Annotated in this window: 20 protein-coding genes; 9 read left to right on the top strand and 11 right to left on the bottom strand. The window is 69.8% G+C overall.

From position 1 onward, the window contains the following. Position 1 precedes the first annotated feature (1 nt). A complete protein-coding gene (locus ACIA8G_RS34570) occupies positions 2-451 on the bottom strand; it encodes a MarR family winged helix-turn-helix transcriptional regulator (protein WP_396422937.1) in 450 nt (149 codons plus the stop codon). Between the two features lie 85 nt (positions 452-536). Here ACIA8G_RS34570 and ACIA8G_RS34565 point away from each other — a divergent pair, with 85 nt between their 5' ends. Continuing rightward, a complete protein-coding gene (locus tag ACIA8G_RS34565) occupies positions 537-878 on the top strand; it encodes a cupin domain-containing protein (protein WP_396422936.1) in 342 nt (113 codons plus the stop codon). On the opposite strand, the gene ACIA8G_RS34560 is transcribed toward ACIA8G_RS34565, so the two are convergent. The 5 genes from ACIA8G_RS34560 to ACIA8G_RS34540 all read right to left on the bottom strand — a co-directional run bounded on the left by ACIA8G_RS34560 (position 875) and on the right by ACIA8G_RS34540 (position 8564). Continuing rightward, positions 875-3004 (bottom strand): DUF5682 family protein, encoded by a 2130-nt coding sequence (locus tag ACIA8G_RS34560; RefSeq protein ID WP_396422935.1) that lies wholly within the window; start codon positions 3002-3004, stop codon positions 875-877. The genes ACIA8G_RS34565 and ACIA8G_RS34560 overlap by 4 nt on opposite strands. Further along, positions 2997-4082 carry an AAA family ATPase gene (locus tag ACIA8G_RS34555; RefSeq protein ID WP_396422934.1) on the bottom strand — a complete coding sequence of 362 codons (1086 nt, stop codon included), beginning with the start codon at positions 4080-4082 and terminating at the stop codon, positions 2997-2999. Before ACIA8G_RS34555 ends, ACIA8G_RS34560 begins: the two co-directional genes overlap by 8 nt. Positions 4083-4225: 143 nt before the next feature. After that, complete coding sequence (locus ACIA8G_RS34550; RefSeq protein ID WP_396422933.1) at positions 4226-5743, bottom strand: DUF5691 domain-containing protein; 1518 nt, start codon at positions 5741-5743, stop codon at positions 4226-4228. A gap of 451 nt (positions 5744-6194) precedes the next feature. Beyond that, positions 6195-7358: an SWIM zinc finger family protein gene (locus ACIA8G_RS34545; protein ID WP_396422932.1), complete on the bottom strand. Its 1164-nt coding sequence runs from the start codon at positions 7356-7358 to the stop codon at positions 6195-6197. A gap of 33 nt (positions 7359-7391) precedes the next feature. Next, entirely contained in the window at positions 7392-8564 is a 1173-nt protein-coding gene (locus ACIA8G_RS34540; RefSeq protein ID WP_396422931.1) for a homogentisate 1,2-dioxygenase, read from the bottom strand. Between the two features lie 70 nt (positions 8565-8634). Here ACIA8G_RS34540 and ACIA8G_RS34535 point away from each other — a divergent pair, with 70 nt between their 5' ends. From ACIA8G_RS34535 to ACIA8G_RS34520, 4 genes are read left to right on the top strand one after another with little or no spacing between them, the layout of a single operon-like run. Continuing rightward, entirely contained in the window at positions 8635-9498 is an 864-nt protein-coding gene (locus ACIA8G_RS34535; RefSeq protein WP_396422930.1) for a hypothetical protein, read from the top strand. Next, positions 9495-10658, top strand: a complete 1164-nt coding sequence (locus ACIA8G_RS34530; RefSeq protein ID WP_396422929.1) for a fumarylacetoacetate hydrolase family protein — start codon at positions 9495-9497, stop codon at positions 10656-10658. Before ACIA8G_RS34535 ends, ACIA8G_RS34530 begins: the two co-directional genes overlap by 4 nt. Beyond that, positions 10658-11290: an IclR family transcriptional regulator gene (locus ACIA8G_RS34525; RefSeq protein ID WP_396422928.1), complete on the top strand. Its 633-nt coding sequence runs from the start codon at positions 10658-10660 to the stop codon at positions 11288-11290. Before ACIA8G_RS34530 ends, ACIA8G_RS34525 begins: the two co-directional genes overlap by 1 nt. Further along, the gene (locus ACIA8G_RS34520) at positions 11287-12429 is read left to right on the top strand and encodes a VWA domain-containing protein (protein ID WP_396422927.1); all 1143 of its coding nucleotides are present in this window, start codon (positions 11287-11289) and stop codon (positions 12427-12429) included. The genes ACIA8G_RS34525 and ACIA8G_RS34520 overlap by 4 nt, the downstream gene beginning before the upstream one ends. On the opposite strand, the gene ACIA8G_RS34515 is transcribed toward ACIA8G_RS34520, so the two are convergent. Both ACIA8G_RS34515 and ACIA8G_RS34510 read right to left on the bottom strand, forming a co-directional pair. After that, positions 12426-12884, bottom strand: a complete 459-nt coding sequence (locus ACIA8G_RS34515; protein ID WP_396422926.1) for a hypothetical protein — start codon at positions 12882-12884, stop codon at positions 12426-12428. The genes ACIA8G_RS34520 and ACIA8G_RS34515 overlap by 4 nt on opposite strands. After that, the gene (locus tag ACIA8G_RS34510) at positions 12875-13339 is read right to left on the bottom strand and encodes a hypothetical protein (protein WP_396422925.1); all 465 of its coding nucleotides are present in this window, start codon (positions 13337-13339) and stop codon (positions 12875-12877) included. The genes ACIA8G_RS34515 and ACIA8G_RS34510 overlap by 10 nt, the downstream gene beginning before the upstream one ends. A 78-nt stretch (positions 13340-13417) precedes the next feature. Between ACIA8G_RS34510 and ACIA8G_RS34505 the strand changes: the two genes are divergently transcribed. The 4 genes from ACIA8G_RS34505 to ACIA8G_RS34490 all read left to right on the top strand — a co-directional run bounded on the left by ACIA8G_RS34505 (position 13418) and on the right by ACIA8G_RS34490 (position 16949). Then, entirely contained in the window at positions 13418-14182 is a 765-nt protein-coding gene (locus ACIA8G_RS34505) for a DUF2470 domain-containing protein (protein WP_396422924.1), read from the top strand. 73 nt (positions 14183-14255) lie between these two features. Beyond that, complete coding sequence (locus tag ACIA8G_RS34500) at positions 14256-14954, top strand: CPBP family intramembrane glutamic endopeptidase (protein WP_396423284.1); 699 nt, start codon at positions 14256-14258, stop codon at positions 14952-14954. A gap of 147 nt (positions 14955-15101) precedes the next feature. Beyond that, positions 15102-16289, top strand: coding sequence for an arginine deiminase (locus ACIA8G_RS34495; RefSeq protein ID WP_396423283.1), 1188 nt, complete (start codon positions 15102-15104; stop codon positions 16287-16289). 99 nt (positions 16290-16388) lie between these two features. Then, positions 16389-16949: a ferritin gene (locus ACIA8G_RS34490; protein WP_396422923.1), complete on the top strand. Its 561-nt coding sequence runs from the start codon at positions 16389-16391 to the stop codon at positions 16947-16949. A 69-nt stretch (positions 16950-17018) separates the two neighbouring features. Here ACIA8G_RS34490 and ACIA8G_RS34485 read toward each other — a convergent pair whose 3' ends face one another. From ACIA8G_RS34485 to ACIA8G_RS34475, 3 genes are all read right to left on the bottom strand, one after another. After that, entirely contained in the window at positions 17019-18161 is a 1143-nt protein-coding gene (locus tag ACIA8G_RS34485) for an RNA polymerase sigma factor (protein ID WP_396422922.1), read from the bottom strand. 1 nt (position 18162) lies between these two features. Beyond that, complete coding sequence (locus tag ACIA8G_RS34480; protein ID WP_396422921.1) at positions 18163-18570, bottom strand: YciI family protein; 408 nt, start codon at positions 18568-18570, stop codon at positions 18163-18165. Between the two features lie 107 nt (positions 18571-18677). Continuing rightward, the gene (locus ACIA8G_RS34475) at positions 18678-19550 is read right to left on the bottom strand and encodes a hypothetical protein (RefSeq protein WP_396422920.1); all 873 of its coding nucleotides are present in this window, start codon (positions 19548-19550) and stop codon (positions 18678-18680) included. Positions 19551-19590 lie beyond the last annotated feature (40 nt).

Here is a 19590-nt window from a genome sequence, read left to right as displayed (position 1 = left end):
GCTACCAGACCGGGCGCAGGCCCGGCTGGTCCTCACCGTGGACGTGCTGCAGATACGCGGTGAGGCCCTGCTTGATGGTCTCGAGGGTGCCGGGCCCGATCGCCTCGGCCATCTCGTTCTCCAGGTCCGACCACAGGTTGTCCGCGAGCTTGAGGTACTGGCGGCCCTTCGTGGTCAGCGTGACGTATTGGGCGCGCTTGTCCGTGGGATGCGGCTCCCTGATGACGTAACCCCAGTCGTCGAGCTCCGCGACGATCTTGGCTGCGGCCTGCTTGGTGACGCCGAGGTGCTGCCCGATGTCGACGGTGGTCGCGCGCTTCTCCTTGAGGAACCGGAAGACGTAGCCGTGTGCTGGCCGCAGCGGCTCCAGGCCGATCTGGCGCAGCCGGTCGTGGAACTGGTCCCCGATGGCCCGGTACGACATGGCCAGGAGCATCGTCACCGGTTCCATTCACAACCCCCCGTAGACAACCTGGTTGACCTTATTCTAGGGTTAGACAACTTGGTTGACCACTTTGGAGGTTGTCTTGCTGGTTATGGGGGATTCCGCCGCATCGCACTCGTTCGGCGGGTTCGAGTTCAGATCGCTGGCCGTGCCGTCGCGCGGTAGTTCCGAGATCGCGCTGTGGACGGTGGACGTGCCGGAGGGAGGTGACGGGACGCCGCACTCCGCGTCGAAGGAGGAGGTGTTCTACGTGCTGTCCGGGTCGGTGACGATCCAGGGCCAGACGGCGGGGCCGGGTGACGCGATCGTGGTGCCGGCGAACACCGAGCTGTCGCTGACCGGCGGACCCGCGCGCGTCGTCGTGGCCACGTCGGTGGGGATCAAGGGCACGCTGGCGGACGGTCAGACGATCACGCCGCCGTGGTCGCTCTAGGTCAGGAGGGTGCGGACGTGCGCGGCCAGGCGTGCCGCGATCTCCAGGTCCCACTCGTCGTCGTTGGAGGCCGGCTGAGGGGTTGAGCCGGCGACGACGCGTTCGCCGAGCAGGCGCCGCTCGGCGGGCGTGAAGTCGGTGATGGCACGGCGAAGCAGCGGCAGGGCGTCGTCGAAGGCCACGCCGCGCAGGTCCGTCAGCCATTCGTCGATCAGGCCGAAGAGGCGGGGGTCCGCGGCCAGCAGGGTCGCCGAGCCCCTGAGGAAACCGGCCACGAAGGCGGTGGCGACGCTGCGGTGCAGCCGGGCGGCCACGTCGTCGCTGGTCACCTCGCCCGCCTCCCACAGCAGGCGGGTGGCCCGGCCGGTCGGCAGGCCGTGGGCGTCTGCCTTGACCAACGCGTGCAGCGCCCGCCACCAGGTCTTCTGGTGGTCGTCGTCGGCCGCCAGGCGAGTGGCTTCGTGGGCACCGTCGACGGTGGCGAGCGCACGTTCGGCGGTCTCGTCGTCGAGGTTGCGGCAGGCGAGCGGGAGGCCCACCGCGCCGCGGGTCAGCAGGCCGTGCAGGGCGACGCGCAGCAGTTCGGGGTCGGTGCCGCGGACCGAGCCGTAGCGGACGGTGCGGGCGAGGTCCGGGAGGGCGGCCAGCAGTTCGAGGGCGTCGGTGGCGAGTGCCGCGCAGCGATCTAGGGAGTCGCGGGCATTCGTGACGGCGGCTTGCAGTTCACAGCCGACGGCTTTGCTCAGGGTCGCGGCGGCGTCGGCCACGCGCGTCGCGTCCTTGGCGGCCTGGGTCAGCACGTTCTCGGCCGCCGTGTGGACGGTGGTGCCGTGACGAGCGGCGACCGCCACGGACACCGCGAAGATCGGGTCCCAGCGAAGCTGCCAGACCTCGGCGAAGGTGCCGAGCGAGTTCGAGCGGTCCGGCTTGCCCCACGGCACGCCGAGGACTTCCAGCCGTTGCAGGAGCTTCGAGCGTTCGCGGTCGGTGTCCTTGCGGAGGTCGAGCTTGAGCTGCTTGGGCGTGACGTCGGCGGGCAGGCGGAGTTTGCGTTGCAGGCGCTGGAGATCCGCGGCCAGCGGCGAGCGCGGCACGGCTTCGCCGACCTCGCCCAGCCGTTCGCCGACCACGAGCTTGCGGTGCACGAGCCGCAGCGGAACCTCGTCACCGCCGCAGAGCACCGCGAGCGCGGCTTCGTTCACCTCGCTGAGGCCGGCACTCGGACGTTCCCTCAGTGCGGCAAGGGTTTCCGCGAGCCGGACGGCTTCCACCGCACTCGCGGTCGAGGCCGGGAGGTCTTCCTCCCGCAGGACGGCGGCGGCCTTGGCGAACCAGCGCGGCACCACGTCCTTCTGGTGTTGCCACAGGTGCGCGTACCAGCCCGGGGAGTCGACACCGGCGCCGTAGCCCGACTCGGCGGCGAGCTGGCCGTGACTCCACGGGACCCAGGTGCCGGAGATCCTGCGGCGCCGCAAGCCTTTCAGCAACGCGGTGTCCGCGGCGACCGTCGGTTTGGTGAGCAGCGCCGGCACGTGCCAGGCACCGCAGACAACGACGATCGGCCCGTCAGTCTCCTTGCGCGCCTTGCGAATCGTCTGGCGCATGAACGCTTCTCGCCTCAGCGTGCGTTCACCCACCTCGTCCTCGAACTCGTGCCGGACCGCGACCATGGCCTCGGCGATGGCGTCCGCGAGATCGAGCGGGTCGGTAGTGCTGTGCTCGACGACGTCTTCCCACCAGCGTTCCGGATCGTCGAAGCCCGCGGCCTCGGCGAGCAGGCTGATGGGGTCGACGTGGCCGCTCGGACTGTCGTCGCCGATCGACGCGGCGGCGGGCAGGTCGAAGAAACGGGCGGTGATTTCGTTCTCGCTGGCGTACTTGAGCGCCTGCCACTCCGGGGAGAACTCCGCGAACGGCCAGAAAGCGGCATCCTCGGGCGCCGCCTCGTCGTGCAGCAGGATCGCGACCGGCGGCGTGAGCGCGTGGACGTGCTGAAGGAGCGCGTCGGCCTCCGGCGGCCCCTCGATGAGGATCAGTGCGGGCCGCGTCTGTTCGAGGGCCCGCTTGACCATCCGGGCCGAGCCGGGGCCGTGGTGCCGGATGCCGAGGAGGATCGGCTCACTCACCGCTGGCGTCCAGGCAGGCCCGGTAGAGGTCACGCCACTCGGCGCGCTCCTTCAACACGGTCTCCAGGTACTCCTGCCACACGGTCGCGTCCGACACGCGATCCTTGATGATGGACCCGATCAGCCCGCTGGCAAGCTCGTCCGCACCGAGCGTCCCGTCGCCGAAGTGCCCGGCGAGCGCCATGCCGTTCGCGATGACCGAGATCGCCTCAGCGGTGGACAGGCTGCCACTGGGCTTCTTCAGCTGCGTCCGACCATCCACAGTGGACCCGTTGCGCAACTCCCGGAAGATCCGCACCACCCGCCGCACCTCGTCCAACGCCGGCGGCTCGGCGGGCAGCTGAAGCGCCTTGCCGAGTTGCTGCGCGCGGGTCACGACGATCTCGACCTCGGCGTCCTCAGTCGCGGGCGGCGGCAGCACAACGGTGTTGAACCGCCGCGCAAGCGCCGACGACATCTGGTTCACGCCGCGGTCGCGGTCGTTGGCCGTGGCGATGACCGTGAAGCCGGGCACGGCCTGGATCTGCATGTTGAGCTCCGGGACCGGCAGCGCCTTCTCGCTCAGGATGGTGATGAACGAGTCCTGCACCTCGGACGGCATGCGGGTCAGCTCTTCCACCCGGACCACGGCCCCGCTCTGCATGCCCTTGAGGACGGGACTGGGCACGAGCGCGTTCTCGCTGGGCCCTTCCGCGATGAGGCGGGCGTAGTTCCAGCCGTACCGGACCTGGTCCTCACTGGTGCCCGCGGTGCCCTGAACCACGAGCGTCGAGTCCCCGCTGATCGCGGCCGCGAGGTGCTCGGACAGCCACGACTTCGCCGTGCCAGGCACCCCGACGAGCAAGAGCGCGCGGTCGGTGACAAGCGTGCCGACGGCGACCTCGACCAGCCGGCGGGAACCGACGTACTTCGGACTGATCACCGTGCCGTCCGGGAGCGTGCCGCCCAGCACGTACGTGACGACGGCCTGCGGCGACATCCGCCAGCTGGGCGGCCGCTGCCGGTCGTCCTGGGCCGCGATGGCTGCCAGCTCGTCGGCGTACTGCTGTTCGGCCGTCGGCCTGAGCACGGCGGTCACTGGGCCTCCTGGGGCGGGCGTTCGTTGTTGTCGCCCTGTTGGGTGAACATTGTCCTGAATCGGTTGCTCGGTCGTCCCGCATATATGTGGAACGCGGGGCGGGGCGGGCCGGGAGTTCGGTTTGGGGTGGCTCTGGGATGGGGTCACTGGGGATCGGATGGGGAGGCTTGGGTCGGGTCGGTGGAGTCTGGCGGCGCAGAGGCTTGGGTGGAGCCGATCGGCGCGGAAGCCTGGCCTGGCTCGGCCGCGCTCCCCGGCGCCGCGAAGGACTCGCGCAGCCGGATCCGCAGCCGCAGAACCTCCAGCTCGAGCGAGTTCTCGGGCCAGCGCCGGGTGAGGGCCTCCCAACTGGCGCCAAGCAGATCGGCGTTGCCCCGGGCCAGCAACACGGCCGGCGGGCGACCGGCACGCCAGCGCGGGTCCGGAAGGGCGGCGTAGCGGTGCAGAAGGGCTCGCGTCGTCTCGGCAGACCACGGGGCCGGGAGCTGGGCGCAGGCGTGATCCAGGAGGTCGTAGTGCCAGTTCACGGAGACGGCGACCACCGCCTGCTCGGCCACTGAGGAGGGTAGGGCGGCCAGCATCTCCAGCTGTTCCATGCCGGTCAGGGTTTCGGCGGCAGCCACCGCCCAGGGCCGAGGGTCGGTCGCCGCGGCCAACTGGTCGGCGATGCCTCGCAGGAGTGCGCCGGCCCACGGGCCGCGGCGCAGGACGGCGGCGGCACCCGCGTCGTCGGTCTGCAGGCGGGTGGTCCAGTACGAGAGCGGGACGCTGGCAGCTGCTGCCCGGATGCGGCCGGCCACGCCCTTCTCGGTGCCGTCGCGCATGAGGTCACGCAGCTCGGCCAGGTCGGGCTGGGCGGTCCAGGGGCCGTCGGTCCGGACGTCGAATCCGTCGGAGGTTCGGCGGAGGCCTTCGTCCAGGCGGGCGGCCGCTCGGGTTGCCAGGGCTGACGTCGGGAGTTTGCGGAGCAGGCGAAGGGCCTCGTCGTGGACGGCGGCGGCTCGGTCGTCCAGGGCCGACTCGAGGAGGGCTTCGTCGGCTGGGCCCAGGGCGGTTTCCAGGGCGCTGATCAGGACCTGGCGGTCGGCCGAGCGGCGGGAGGCTTCGAACTCCGCGGCGATGAAGGCGCCTACTGCCGAGGGTTCGGACCTGCGTTTGCGGCGCAGCGCGCGGACTCGTTGGGCGCTGGGGAGGTCGAGGACCTCGGCCAGCGGCACCTCGTCGACCAGCGGGGCGGTGCCCGACGCCCAGGACCAGCCCGGGCGGGTGTTGGCGAGCCAGCGGCCGCGGGTGCCGAGGACCTCGACCACGGCGGCGCGCAGGCCTGGGCGGGCGGTGCCGAGGGCCAGCAGGGCGGGCAGCATGCGGTGTTCGGCGACGACGTTGTTCGCCTTGGCGAGGGCACACCACTCGGTCAGCAGGACCTCGTCGTCGACGCTCATGATCGCTTCCAGGACCGCTTTGGCGGCTGGGCGCGGGCGCGATGCGGGGTCTGGCGGGGCCTCGGGGAGCGGATCTTCGGCTACCTCGGGCGGGAGGGTGGCGCCGAACGCGGCCACGCCCAGGGCGGCGCAGTCGGCGAGCAGGTCGGCCGGGGAGCCGCCGCCTCGGGTTGTGCCGATGAGGAGGGCTTGGACGGTTTGGGACCACTCGGCCTTCACGAGTTCACCCCCGCAGGGTCGGCTGGTGCCGCTACGGTCGGGGAGGCGGGGCGAGGTTCAGCGGGCCCGCCTGGCACCGCAACGGCCGAGGCGGGGCGAGGTTCAGCAGGGCCGGCCGGCGCCGCACCGGCCGAGAACACGGGGCCAGGCTCAGCGAAGTCGGTTGGCACCGCAACCACCGAGGCGGGGCGAGATTCAGCGGGGTCGACGGGCACCGCCACGGCCGAGGACGCGGGGCGAGGCTCAGCGAGATCGGCCGACGCCATGGCCGAGAAGCCAAGGCGAGGCCCAGCAGGACCGGCTGGCGCCGCCACGGCCGACGAGGCGAGGCAAGGCGCAGGTCGCCCAATGGGGTGAAGAAGGCGCGCAAAGTGCCCTGATTCGCTGCCTCGGGTATCTCGCATATCGAGGAAGCGCGCGGAAGGTGCGGACTCGAGGTGGCGTCGTGCAGTCACGCCACCACCTCCAGCACGCCGTCCACAACAACCGCGCCCAGCCGCAGCGCGTGCCCGTCCCACAGACCCCAGGCGTCGAACGCAACGCCGCCCGTCAGCGCCAGGGCCAGGTCCAGGCCGCCGTCGTCGCGAACCGGCAGCCCGTGCCCGAAAGCATCCACCAGGGACCCGCCGCACAACCGGACCGAGCCGCAGCCGAGGGGGAACAGGCGCTGCCACGGGTCGGCCGTCAGCATCGGCTCCAGGGTGGCGAGCGACGCGCGCCACGACGGTGGGGCCGGCACCGGGTCTGGCGCGCGGGAGCCGGCTAGCTCGCCTAGGGCTACGCGGTCGGAGCCGGGGTAGGGGTGCACGATGGCCGAGGACTCCAGGCCGTGGGGTAGCAGCGGGACGGGGGCGCCCACGGCGGAGTGGCGGATTGCTACCACCCAGCTGCCCGTCTGGCGGCCCCAGCACCACTGGCGGACGGTGCGGACGCGGCCGTCGTCGGTTTCCAGGCGTAGGAGCGCCACCCAGCGGTCGGAGACTCCTGGCGTGGCCCGGACGGTCTCCTCCGGCACGGTCACGCCCAGGCGGGAGCGGGGTTGTACGAAGCAGAGCAGGTGCAGGCCGCCTAGGCGGTCGGCCACGTCGGAGGTCCAGCGTGGACCTGAGCGGGCCACGATCTCCTGGATCTCGGCTACGGCCGCGGCCACGCCGGGGACCTGGGCGTCGATCATGCGGGCGATGAACGCCTGCCACCACGAGGCTGGGCGGCCCGGTAGTGAGGCCACGCCGGCGGAGGCTACGTCCAGGAGCCAGTCGCGCAGGCCGTCTATGCCGGAGGACATCGCGGCGGCGCGGTTTGACGCCGTTTTTTCCCTTGCGCGGGCTCGGCGGGCTACGGCTTCGGGTGAGGTGTCCAGTTCACGGGCGGCTCGGCGGGAGGTCCACTCCTCCACCCAGTCCGGCGGTAACGCGTCCGGGAGGTCCAGCTCCTGCAGGCTCACGGCGTGTTTGCAGGGGAACCTGCGCGAGGGGCACGTGCACTTCGCCGAACCCGCGGCCAGGTCGACGCACACTCGGTACGGCACGGAGCCGGAACCCGTGTAGAGGCCCCACAGCACCGGCAGGGCCTTGCCCAGGCCCTGCCAGCGCATCGGAACGGCTCGTGTCCTCACGGAACCAAACTAGCGAGGACCCCCGACAGAAAATCAGGCCGGACCGCGACGGGCCCACGTCCACGCATATGCCGGGTCTTCACAGGCCTCCGCGGCCTCGCCCAGTTCCAGCGGGCGGAAGGTGTCGACCATGACCGCGGTCTCGTCGAAGTAGTCCACGCCCAGCGAGGCTTCTACGGCGCCCGGCTGCGGGCCGTGCGTGCAGCCTGAGGGGTGCAGCGACATCGAGCCGATGCCGATGCCGGAGCCCTTGCGCGCCTCGTAGTTGCCGCCCACGTAGAACATCAGCTCGTCCGAGTCGACGTTCGCGTGGTTGTACGGCACCGGCACGGCCAGCGGGTGGTAGTCGACCTTGCGCGGGCAGAACGAGCACACGACGAAGTTCGGGCCCTCGAACGTCTGGTGCACGGGCGGTGGCTGGTGCACGCGGCCGGTGATCGGTTCGAAGTCACGGATGTTGAACGCCCACGGGTAGAGGTGGCCGTCCCAGCCGACGACGTCGAACGGGTGGTTGGCGTACGTGAAGCGCGTCAGTCCCGCACGGTGCCGCACGAGCACGTCGACGTCCGTGCCCTCCACCAAGAGCGGCGAGGAAGGACCGCGGATGTCGCGCTCGCAGTACGGCGAGTGCTCCAGGAACTGACCCTTCGAAGACAAGTACCGCTTGGGCGGCCCGATGTGCCCGGTTGCCTCCAGCACGAGCAGCGACATCGGCGACGAAGGCACCACCCGGTACGTGCACGAGGTCGGGATCACCACGTAGTCGCCATCACCGACCGAAAGCGCGCCGTAGATCGTCTCGATGACACCCGAACCGCCCTGCACGTACAGCAGCTCGTCACCGAAAGCGTTGCGGTACAAGGGAGAAGGCACGGAAGCGACCACAAAACCAATGGTCACGTCCGGGTTCCCGAACAACCGGCGGCGACCGGTCACCGCGTCGACCTCGTCAGAAGCCCAGGTCAGGTCGGTGGTCTTGAAGTGGCGGGGCTTCAACGGGAGGTTCGGCGCGACCGATCCGCGCTCGTCCTTCACCGTCTCCGCGTTCACGATCGCCGTGGGCAGGTAGCGGTGGTAGAGGAGGGCCGAATCAGCCGAGAACCCCTCGACCCCCATCAGCTCTTCCGCGTAGAGCCCACCGTCCGGTTTGCGGAACTGGGTGTGGCGCTTTCGGGGGATCTCCCCGACCTGGCGGTAGTGGGCCATGACGTCTCTCCGGGCGTTCGACTATCGGACATCTTTGTTCAGTTGGCGGTACACGGCTAGCGTGTCAGCCGTGTCAAGCGCTGTCGAACTCCGTGCGCCCGGTCCGCGCGGTACTCCGCCCCTGCTCGCGAGGCTTGTGGACGATGCCGCGCTCTTCCCTCCGGGGAACGCGTCGATGCCCGACGCGGTGCGTGGCCACCTGGACGGACGGGTCGGCGAGTGGTCCGGCGTCATGGGCCTCTTCCTGTGCCCGGCGTCCCGTCTCGCCGAGCTCATCACCGAGCTGATCAAGGTCAAGCCACCGAAACCGATAGCACTGAGTCTTGTGATCGACACCGGCCTCGGCGGCGTGCCGAAGGCCGTGTCCATCGTCGAAAGCAGAAGCGAACTTCTCGCTCTGCGCATGGTCGAGATGCCCGCACCGTCCGATGTGGACGAGGTGTGGCTGGAGCGCGTGTCGGAGTTCGTCCCCGAGGACGTCATCCGCGTCGTGGAACCCCGCCGCGGCGGGGCCGAATGGCTCGACGGCGTCCGCCGGGTCATCGAACACGGCAGCTGGCCCAAGCTCCGCTGCGGCGGCTTGAGTCAGGAGAACTTCCCCAGCGTCGACGAGGTCGCGGACTTCCTGTCCGTCGTCAGCGGTGGCGGCGTCGCGTTCAAGGCGACCGCGGGCCTGCACAGGGCCGTCCGCTACACCGACGAGCAGAACTTCACGCACCACGGCTTCCTGAACCTCCTCGTCGCCACGGCCAGGAGCCTCAGCGGCCGTGACGTCCGCGAGGCGCTGGCGAGCACGGACGCCGAGGCGCTCACCGCCGAGGCCAAGGCGCTCAGCGACCAGGCCGCGCACGCCGTCCGCGGCGTCTTCGCGAGCTACGGCTCGTGCTCGCTCGCCGAACCTGTCGCCGACCTCGAGGGGCTTGGACTGCTGTGAGCTGGATCAGCGACCCGAACTTCACCGAAGACCAGCCGTTCGGACCGCAGACCCTCCCCTACGGCGTCGTCGACGGGGGCGTGGCCGTCCGCGTCGGCGACCAGGCGTTGCTCCTCAAGAGCCTCGCCCTGGGCAAGTGCAGCGAGCTCGTCCAAGGCGACTCGCTGGACCCGCTGCTGAAGGCCGGCCGTCCGGTCTGGAGTGCTCTGCGCGCCAAGCTCAAGGAGATCGTCACGGCGCCGAGCGCACCGCGCGGCGCCGAACTGACGAGCATCGAGACCGCGAAGCTGCCGTTCACCGTCGGCGACTACGTGGACTTCTACTCGAGCCGGCACCACGCGGAGAACGTCGGCAAGATGTTCCGCCCCGACGGTGACGCGCTCACGCCGAACTGGACGCACCTCCCGATCGGCTACCACGGCCGCGCGGGCACGGTGTACGTCTCGGGCACGGAGATCGTCCGCCCGAACGGCCAGCGCCGGAGCAGTGAAGGCCCCAAGTTCGGCCCCTCCGAGCGCCTCGACATCGAGGCCGAGGTCGGGTTCGTCTGCGGTGGTCCCCAGGCGGCCAACGTGAGCACCAGCCGCGCCGCCGAGCACGTCTTCGGCGTCGCGCTGGTCAACGACTGGTCGGCGCGCGACATCCAGGCCTGGGAGTACCAGCCGCTCGGCCCGTTCCTGGCCAAGTCGTTCGCCACGTCGATCGGCGCCTGGATCACCCCGCTCGAGGCGTTCTCAGTTGCACGCGTCCCGACGCCGCCGCTGCCGAACAAGCTGCACGACTACCTGACCTGCGATCAGCCGTGGGGCCTGGACATCACCATCACGGTCGAGCTGAACGACACCATCGTGGCGCGGCCCCCGTTCCGCGAGATGTCGTGGTCGTTTGTTCAACAACTCGCCCACATGACCGTGAACGGGGCTACGGTTCGCCCAGGTGATCTGTTCGCCTCCGGCACGGTCTCGGGACCGGAGAAGGACGAGCGGGGCTCGTTCCTCGAGCTGAGCTGGGGCGGCAAGGAGCCTTTCAAACTCGACGACGGTTCCACGAGGTCGTTCCTGGAGGACGGGGACACGGTCAGGCTGACCGCGACGGCGCCCGGTGAGGGCGGCTCGGTGGTCGGTCTCGCCGAAGTGGTGGGCACAGTTCGGAGTGCGTGATGGTCGGAGCGACGAAGGAGAGTTCGCTGACCCTGGAACGGGGTCTGGCGCTCCTTCAGGCTGTCGCTGAGGCGGAGTCGGAGGCACCGTCCATCTCGGAGCTCGCGACGGCCATCGGCGCGTCGAGAGCCGCCGTCTACCGGCTCCTGGTTCCTCTGCAGGCGCGCGGCCTCGTGCGCCGGGAGGGTTCCAAGGTCCGGCTCGGCCTCGGCGTGCTCAGGCTCGCGTCGAACGTCCTGCCGCAGCTGCGGATGGCGGCCAACCCGGCGCTGCGAGAGCTCGCGGAGAAGGTCGGCGCCACCGCGCACCTGACCGTCGCGGACGGCACGGAGGCCCAGGCGGTCGCCGTCGTCGAACCGTCGTGGACGGCGTTCCACGTGGCCTACCGGGTGGGTTCCCGCCACCCGGTGCACCGCGGGGCCGCCGGCAAGGCGATCTCGCAGCCCACAGACGGCTGGGCCATCTCCACCGGTGAGCTCCAGCCGAACGCGTACGGCGTGGCGGCTCCGGTCCGGGGCGTCCCGGGCCTGAGGGCGTCCGTGGGCGTTGTCGCGCTGGAGAAGCTCGACGCGGACATCGTCGGCCCGCACGTCGTGCGTGCGGCCGAACTGGTGGCGGCGGCGCTGAAGTGACCGAGGAACGCCTCAGGCGCTGGCGGTTGCTCCTCGGGCCCAGCGCGGAAGACGTGTCGCAGCTGGGCGATGACGACCAACGGCGCGACAACGCGCTCACGGGTCTCTACGGCGGCGGTGGCGATCGAGGTGCCGGTCTCGGCGCGAGCTCGCCCCAGCTGCACCGGTGGCTCGGTGACGTCCGCAAGTACTTTCCCACGTCCGTCGTGCAGGTGATGCAACGGGACGCGGTCGAGAAGCTCGGTCTCCGGCAGCTCCTCCTCGAACCCGAGCTGCTGCAGTCCGTCGAGCCGGACGTGAACCTCGTCAGCACACTTCTGCAGCTCTCCCGCGCCATCCCCGCCCGCACCCGCGACACCGCGAAAGCCGTGGTGCGCAAGGTGGTCGAGGACATCGAGAAGCGGCTGCAGGACCGGCTCGTCGAGGCGGTGCGCGGCGCCGTCGACAGGTCCAGGCGCACCCGCCGGCCGCAGCTGCAGGACGTCGACTGGGCGACCACGATCAAGGCGAACCTGAAGAACTACCAGCCACAGCACAAGACCGTCATCGTCGAGGACCTGATCGGCCACCGCAGGCGCAGCCGGACCGCCGCGATGCGGGACGTGATCCTGCTGGTCGACCAGTCCGGCTCGATGGCCGACTCGCTGGTGCACGCCGCCGTGCTCGGGTCGGCGCTGGCGAGCATCCGCTCGGTCTCGACGCGGCTCGTCGTGTTCGACACCGAGGTAGCGGACCTGACCGATCAGCTGAGCGACCCGGTCGAGCTGCTCTTCAGCGCCCAGCTCGGCGGCGGCACGGACATCAACCGCGCGGTCGCCTACGCGCAGACCCAGGTCCGCCGGCCGGTCGACACGGTCATCGTGATCATCAGCGACCTGTACGAGGGCGGTTCGGAGGCCGAGCTGCAACGCCGGGTGCGCGAACTGGTCGCGAGCGGCGTCACGGTCGTCAACCTGCTTGCGCTGAGCGACAGCGGCACCCCGGCCTACGACCACGAGCTCGCGGCGAAGCTTTCCGCGCTCGGCGCACCGGCGTTCGCCTGCACGCCGGACAAGTTCCCCGAACTGCTGGCGGCAGCGTTGCGCAAGGACGACCTCACGCAGTGGGCGGAGTCCGAGGGCATCGCAACGGGTCGTTAGCGCTCAATGACCCGTCCGCGCACCATGAACGCAAGGCCGCGGGTCATCGCCACAAGGCGGCCGCGTTCGTCCGGGCCGGCCACCCACACCCGTCCGGTGTGCCGGACCAGTATGCGAGCTCGTTCGGGCATCTCGGGCAGCCTCAGGTTCTTCTCCGAACCCTCGACGCGCAGGTAGGCCTGGCGCCCGATGCGCCGCCCAGCCACGAAACTCACCGACACGGGCCGCCACGGGAAGCGCTCGATCAGCTTCCTGGTCCCGCGCCGCTGGAGGAAGTGCCGCAGCCCCGGCGCGGCCAGCTCCAGCACCACCGGCACGGACAGCACGATGAGCCACAGCCAGCCGATGATCAGCACGACGGCGAGCGCGGCGAGAGCGAAGAGCATGTGCCCCACCGCGCGCCGGTCCGCCCGCGCGAGGCAGGTGTCGGTCCAGTTCTCCAGGATCATCGACACACGCGCGCCCTGATCAGCTCAGGCACTCCGCGGAACGTCACGACAGTGTTCCCCGCCGGATCCGGCGGCACGAACCACACACGCCGGTGCCGCGCGATCCGCCCGCGCAGGAAAGGACCGACGTGCACGGCCAACAACAAAGGCTGTGATCCCAGCACGACCAGACGCCCTCCTTCCCATTGCACATGGGCGAAATGCCACGGTTCGCCCTCCGGTAAACGCACCGGGCGGCGGCGTGTCACCACCCACAGCACGACCGCCGCGAAGAACAGCAGCAGCAACGCCAGCGGTGACGACCACGACCACACAAGTACCAGCACGAACTGCAGGAGGAAGGCTGCTCCGGCGAGAACGGTCCACATCAGGGCACGACGACTCGCCCGGTCGACACAGTGCCGGGTCCACCGGTCATCGAGCGCCGTCACCTCGGTGGACGGCTTGTTCGGCACGACCACCAGTCCACCGTACAGGTGACGCTTCCCATGATGAGCAAAGCTAAGTTAGGCTTACCTAACCTTGAAGGAGGTGGAGTGGTGAGCGACACCCAGACCAAGCGCCCACCGGCGCCGCATGCCGCCGAGCGCGCACGCACCATCGCGGCTCGCGGTGGTCACGCCGCACTGCTTCCTCAAGCAGGATCCCGCACCAGCCCGTTGTTCCACCACGTGCACCCGTGCGGCTCGACGATCTTGCTGCTCGCCGACGAGCACCCGCTGGTCGCGCAGCTGTGGCAGACCCCGCGGTCCGAGGTGACCGCGATGCTGGAGATCGCCGACCAGGCACCGGTGCCGTTGCGCGAGCCCGTCCGTGGCCTGTTGTGGCTCACCGGCTGGGTGACCGCGCTGGACGGCGACGAGGCGCGTGAGGAGATCCTCGCGGTCGCCGACGTGCGGCCGGACCACCGGCTGCTGGACGCGGGACACGGTGCCAGCGTGCTGAGGCTCACACCCGCGTCGATGGTGATCGCGGACGCCGAGGGCACGTCGTCGCTCCGGCCGGAGCAGTTCGCGAGCGCGACGCCGGACCCGTTCTGCCGCAACGAGGACCACTGGCTGCGGCACCTGGAGGTGGCGCACAGCGACGTCGTCAGCCAGCTCGCGCGGCACCTGCCGGAGGAGCTGCAGAACGGCCACGTGCGGCCGCTCGGGCTCGACCGGTTCGGGCTGCGGCTGCGGATCGAGGCGGAGTGCGACGACCACGACGTGCGGATCGCGTTCTCCAAGCCGGTGAGCACACCGACGGAACTCGCCGCGGAGCTTCAGCGCCTGATGGGCTGCCCGTTCCTCTCCCAGAGGTAGCCTCGCGCGGGTGACCTTGATTGCTGAGGACGAGAAGCGCGGTTACCAGCTCGAACTGCTGATCGTCTTCAGCATGACGCTCGGGCTGTCCGGGCTGCGCAGCCTCGTGCGGCTGATCGACAGCCTGCTGCAGCCGACCCCGCTGAACCAGCAGTCGGTCGCGATCAACGTCCCGCAGGCGCGCGCCGACCTGCTGGACCTGGTCGCGCAGCTGCTGGGCGTGCTGCAGCTCGCGGCGTGGGGTGGCATCGGCCTGTACCTGTTGTGGCGCACCGGAATCAAGCTGCGGGTGATCGGGCTCGACGCCACGCGCAAGCTCGCTGACTCCCTCGGGGCCCTCGGGCTCGCGGCGATCATCGGCATCCCGGGGCTCGCGTTCTACTTCGCCGCGTGGGCGCTCGGGCTGAACCTGGCAGTGCAGCCGTCCACTTTGGACAACGCGTGGTGGATGAGCGTCGCGCTGATCCTCGCCGCCGCCGGCAACGCGTGGGCGGAGGAGGTGCTCGTCGTCGGGTACCTGATCACCCGGCTGAACCAGCTCGGCTGGCGGCAGTACACGGCACTGCTCGCCGCGGCGGTTCTGCGCGGCTCGTACCACCTCTACCAGGGCTTCGGCGGGTTCGTCGGCAACCTGGTCATGGGCCTGGTCTTCGGGTTCTACTGGCAACGCACCAAGCGGTTGTGGCCGCTGGTGATCGCCCACACGATCCTCGATGTCGTCGCATTCATCGGATACACAACGTTGCGAGGCAAAGTCAGCTGGTTGCCGTAATGATTCGACCGTAGACTCTGATATTCCGCACCATTCGTTGCGAATCTGGGCCCAGCAGCGGCGATTTGTGCTGTTCAGGGTTACGCTCGTTCGGTGACTGCGCACACGATCGCTGAGACCGAAGCACTTCCGGACGCCGCGCCCCGCGTGGACAGCGAGGTCGGCCCGCTGCGCACGGTGCTGCTGCACCGGCCGGGCAACGAGCTCAAGAGGCTCACCCCGCGCAACAACGACCAGCTGCTGTTCGACGGTGTGCCGTGGGTCGGCAGGGCCCAGGAGGAGCACGACGCGTTCGCCGCGGTGCTGACCTCCAAGGGCGTCGAGGTCCTGCTGCTGGCCGACGTGCTGGTGCAGGCGCTGGAGGACAACCGGGCCCGCATCGCCGGCATCCACAGCGCGGTCAACGAGCGCCGTCTCGGCATCGACCTGGCCGACGCGCTGCGCAGCCACCTCACGTCGCTGGCCGCGCCGCAGCTCGCGCAGGTGCTGATGACCGGCATGACGTTCGAGGAGATGCCCGCCGCCGAGGGCGCGTCGCTGGTGCGCAAGATGCACCTCCCGATCGACTTCGCCGTCGACCCGCTGCCGAACCTGCTCTTCACCCGCGACTCGTCGGTGTGGGTCGGCGACCGCGTGGCGATCACGTCGCTGGCGCTGCCCGCCCGCGACCGCGAGACGACCCTCACGGACCTGATCTACGCCTACCATCCGCGGTTCCGCCGCACGGGTCGCGCGTACGGCGCCCACTCTGCACCGCTGGAGGGCGGCGACGTGCTGCTGCTGGCGCCGGGCGTGATCGCCATCGGTGTCGGCGAGCGCACGACCCCGGCGGGCGCCGAGTCGTTCGCCCGCTCCGCGCTCGCGGACGGCCTCGCGCACACGGTGCTGGCGGTGCCGATCGCGCAGGAACGCGCCACGATGCACCTCGACACCGTCTGCACGATGGTCGACCGCGACGCCGTGGTGATGTACCCGGCGATCAGCGACAGTCTGTCCGCGTTCCCGATGCGCCTGGACGGCAACGGCAGCGTGCGCGTGGACGGCCCGGTGCCGTTCCTGGAGGCGGCGGCCGAGGCGATGGGCATCGAGCGCCTGCGCGTGATCGACACGGGCCTCGACGCGGTCACCGCCGAGCGCGAGCAGTGGGACGACGGCAACAACACGCTGGCGGTCGGCCCCGGTCTCGTCGTGGCGTACGAGCGCAACGTCGAGACGAACGAGCGACTGGAAGCGGCAGGCATCGAGGTGCTGCGGATCGCCGGTTCCGAACTGGGTTCCGGCCGTGGCGGCCCGCGCTGCATGTCGTGCCCGATCGACCGCGCACCATTGGTGTGATCGTTAGGAACGCCTAACCTTTGTTTGGATTGCCTTTCCAAACAAAGGTTAGCTTTTCCTGGAATGCGCGCCTGTTGATAATCGGCTACCGTACTCCGCATGGCCTCGAACGTGAAGAAGATTGCCCTCAAGAAGTCGAAGTTCCACGACCTCCTGCAGACCCAGGTCGGCAACGAGTTCTCCGCTTCGCAGCAGTACATCGCGCTCGCTGTGTGGTTCGACAACGAGGACCTGCCGCGTCTCGCGTCGCACTTCTACAAGCAGGCTCTCGAAGAGCGCAACCACGCCATGATGATCGTGCAGTTCCTCATGGACAACGACATCCCGGTCGTCATTCCCGGCACCGTGAGCCCGATCAACGACTTCAAGGCCCCGCGTGACCTCGTCGACCTGGCCCTGCGCCAGGAGCAGCAGGTCACCGACCAGATCGTGGCGCTCGCCAAGGCCGCCCGCGAGGAGGGCGACTACATCGGCGAGCAGTTCCTGCAGTGGTTCCTGAAGGAGCAGGTCGAGGAGGTCTCCTCGATGAAGACGCTGCTGACCATCATGGACCGCGCGGACGGCAACATGTTCTACGTGGAGACGTTCCTGACCCGCGAGAGCGTGGGCGACGGCGGTGGCGACTCCGGTGCGCCGACGGCCGCCGGTGGCACTGTGTAATTCTTTCTTCGCACGATTGAGTGCCTGATCGCAGAGCCCGCCTCACCCGTTTCGGGGAGGCGGGCTCTTTCAGCTTTCCCGGCTGTTGAGCCGGGCGGACTGACGGGTGAGGTAATTGCGCTCGGCGAGGTTCGACGCTTTCTGTGCTGCTTCGGCGTACAACCGTGCCGCTGTTTCCCGGTCGCCATCGCGCTCGTGGAGGTATGCCGCGACAGCCGCGTAGCGGGGCAGTGAGTCGTCCAGCTCCGCGAGAGCTTTCAGCCCGGCCCGCGGTCCGTCCGCCTCCCCCACGGCCACCGCGCGGTTGAGCCGCACGACCGGGCTGGGCGTGAGCGCCGCGAGCTCGTCGTACCACTCGACGATCTGCACCCAGTCGGTCTCCTCGGCGGTGGGTGCGTCGGCGTGCAGCGCCGCGATGGCGGCCTGGGCCTGGAACTCGCCCAGCCGATCACGGGACAGCGCCGTCTGGAGGATCTGGACACCTTCGGTGATCAACGTCGTGTCCCACCGGCCGCGGTCCTGCGCGGCCAGCGGCACCAGGCCGCCGTCCGGCGCGATCCGGCTGGCGCGGCGGGCGTGGTGCAGCAGCATCAGGGCGAGCAGCCCGGCCACCTCGGGGTGGTCGATCGCGGCCGCGAGCTGCCGGGTGAGCCGGATCGCCTCCGCGGCGAGGTCGACGTCACCCGAGTAGCCCTCGTTGAAGACCAGGTAGAGCACGCGCAGCACGGTGGCGACGTCGCCGGGCTGGTCGAACCGCACGTCGCCGACCGTGCGCTTGGCCCGGCTGATGCGTTGCGCCATGGTCGCTTCCGGCACCAGGTAGGCCTCGGCGATCTGACGCGTGGTCAGCCCGCCGACGGCCCTGAGGGTGAGCGCGACCGCCGATGACGGCGTCAGCGACGGGTGCGCACACAGGAAGTAGAGCTGGAGCGTGTCATCGGTCCCGGACACCGGCCCCGGCTCCGGCTCGGCGTCGATGCGATCCTCACGCCTGCGCCGCGCCGTTTCCGCTCGTGTCGCGTCGAGGAACTTGCGCCAGGCAGCCGTGACCAGCCAGCCCTTCGGATCCCGCGGCGGATCGTCCGCCCACACGCGGACAGCCTCGAGCAGCGCGTCCTGGACGGCGTCCTCGGCCGCCGCGAAATCTGCTCCGCGGCGGACGAGGATCCCCAGCACGCTGGGAGTCAGACTCCTGAGCAGTGCCTCGTCCACGTCACTCCGAGATCGTCGGCGGGTTGCCGTAGAACGGACGGAGCTCGAGCCACTCGTGAATCGGCTTGCCGCCCGCACCCGGCGCCGCCGACAGCTCCCCGGCCAGCTCCAGCGCCCGCTCGTAGCTGTCGACGTCGATCACCATCCAGCCGGCGATCAGGTCCTTCGTCTCCGCGAACGGGCCATCGGTGACCGGCGGCTTGCCCTCGCCGTCGTACCGGACCCACGTCCCTTCGGGAGCGAGCGCCTGGCCGTCGACGAACTCGCCGGTCTCCTTCAGCTTGTCGGCGAAGTCGTTCATGTACTGGATGTGCGCGGAGATCTCGCCCGGCGTCCACTGGTCCATCATCACGTCGTTCACCGGTGCAGGGGCGCCGCGGTAGTGCTTGAGCAGCAGGTACTTGGCCATCGCTGGTGTCTCCCTCTGGTGCTTGTCGCGACCCCATCTTGGCCGCTTTCACCACGGGGACGGAGCCGTTCCCTGCTTCTCGACATCGTGTTCCAAGATTTTTTCAACTAGTTGTGGCAGTCCTGGTTGTTGCGGCTCAGGTACGCCGACATGACCTTGCCCTGGTCCACGCTGAAGAAGAACTTCGCGGCCGGGTTGTTGTCGGCAGGGGCTGAGAAGGACTGCCGCTGAACGGCCGGCTTCAGGTTGGTGTACTCGGCCTTGAGCTTCTCCTCGGTCACACCCGCGCCAACTCCGTCGGACGTCATGTCCGGAGTGAAGGCGATGCTCGCCACGCCCTGGGTCGCGGACACCCACGCTTTTGCGCTGGTGCCGGTGATCTCGTGGAGCGTGCAGGTGTCGGCCGGCTTGCCGCCTTCGAGGGCAGGGCCGATCAGCTTGGCGTCGAGCGCCTGCTGCCGGGCCATGCCGAGCTTCAGCGGGCCGTAACCGAACGAGTCGATCACCGGCTTGGGCGGTGCTGCGGGCGGGTTGGTCACGGTCTGGGTCACGACCTGAGTGACCACCGAGGTCGACGGCGTGGTGGTGCTGGACGTGGCGTTGTTGTCCGGCGCGGGCGTGGGCGTGGACGTGCACGCGGCCAGACCGAGAGCGGCGGTGACGGCGATGAGGATGATCGAGCGGTTCATGTTCTTCCCCCAGGAAGTTTCTTGACTAGTAGTGGCATTCCTGGCCCCGAAGGGCCACAACCGCCGTCGTGATGTTGCCGTCGAGACCGACGAACAGGAACTCGGCCGCCGGGTTGCCCTCGGCTTCGTCTTGGAGACCCACGCCTTCTGGCTGGTGCCGACGATGTCGTGCAGCGTGCAGAGGTCGGCGGGCTTGCCGGTCTGCAGCGCCGGGCCGATGTGGTTCGCGTCCAGTGCCTGCTGGAGCGTCATGCCCAGCTTGAGGTCGCCGTAGCCGAACGAGTCGATCACCGGCTCGGCCGACGGCGCGCCCGGTGGTTCGGGCGCGTTG

It is taken from the genome of Lentzea sp. NPDC051213 (genome assembly GCF_044455585.1).
Taxonomy (GTDB): Bacteria; Actinomycetota; Actinomycetes; order Mycobacteriales; family Pseudonocardiaceae; genus Lentzea.
This window is presented reverse-complemented; position numbering and strand designations above follow the sequence as displayed.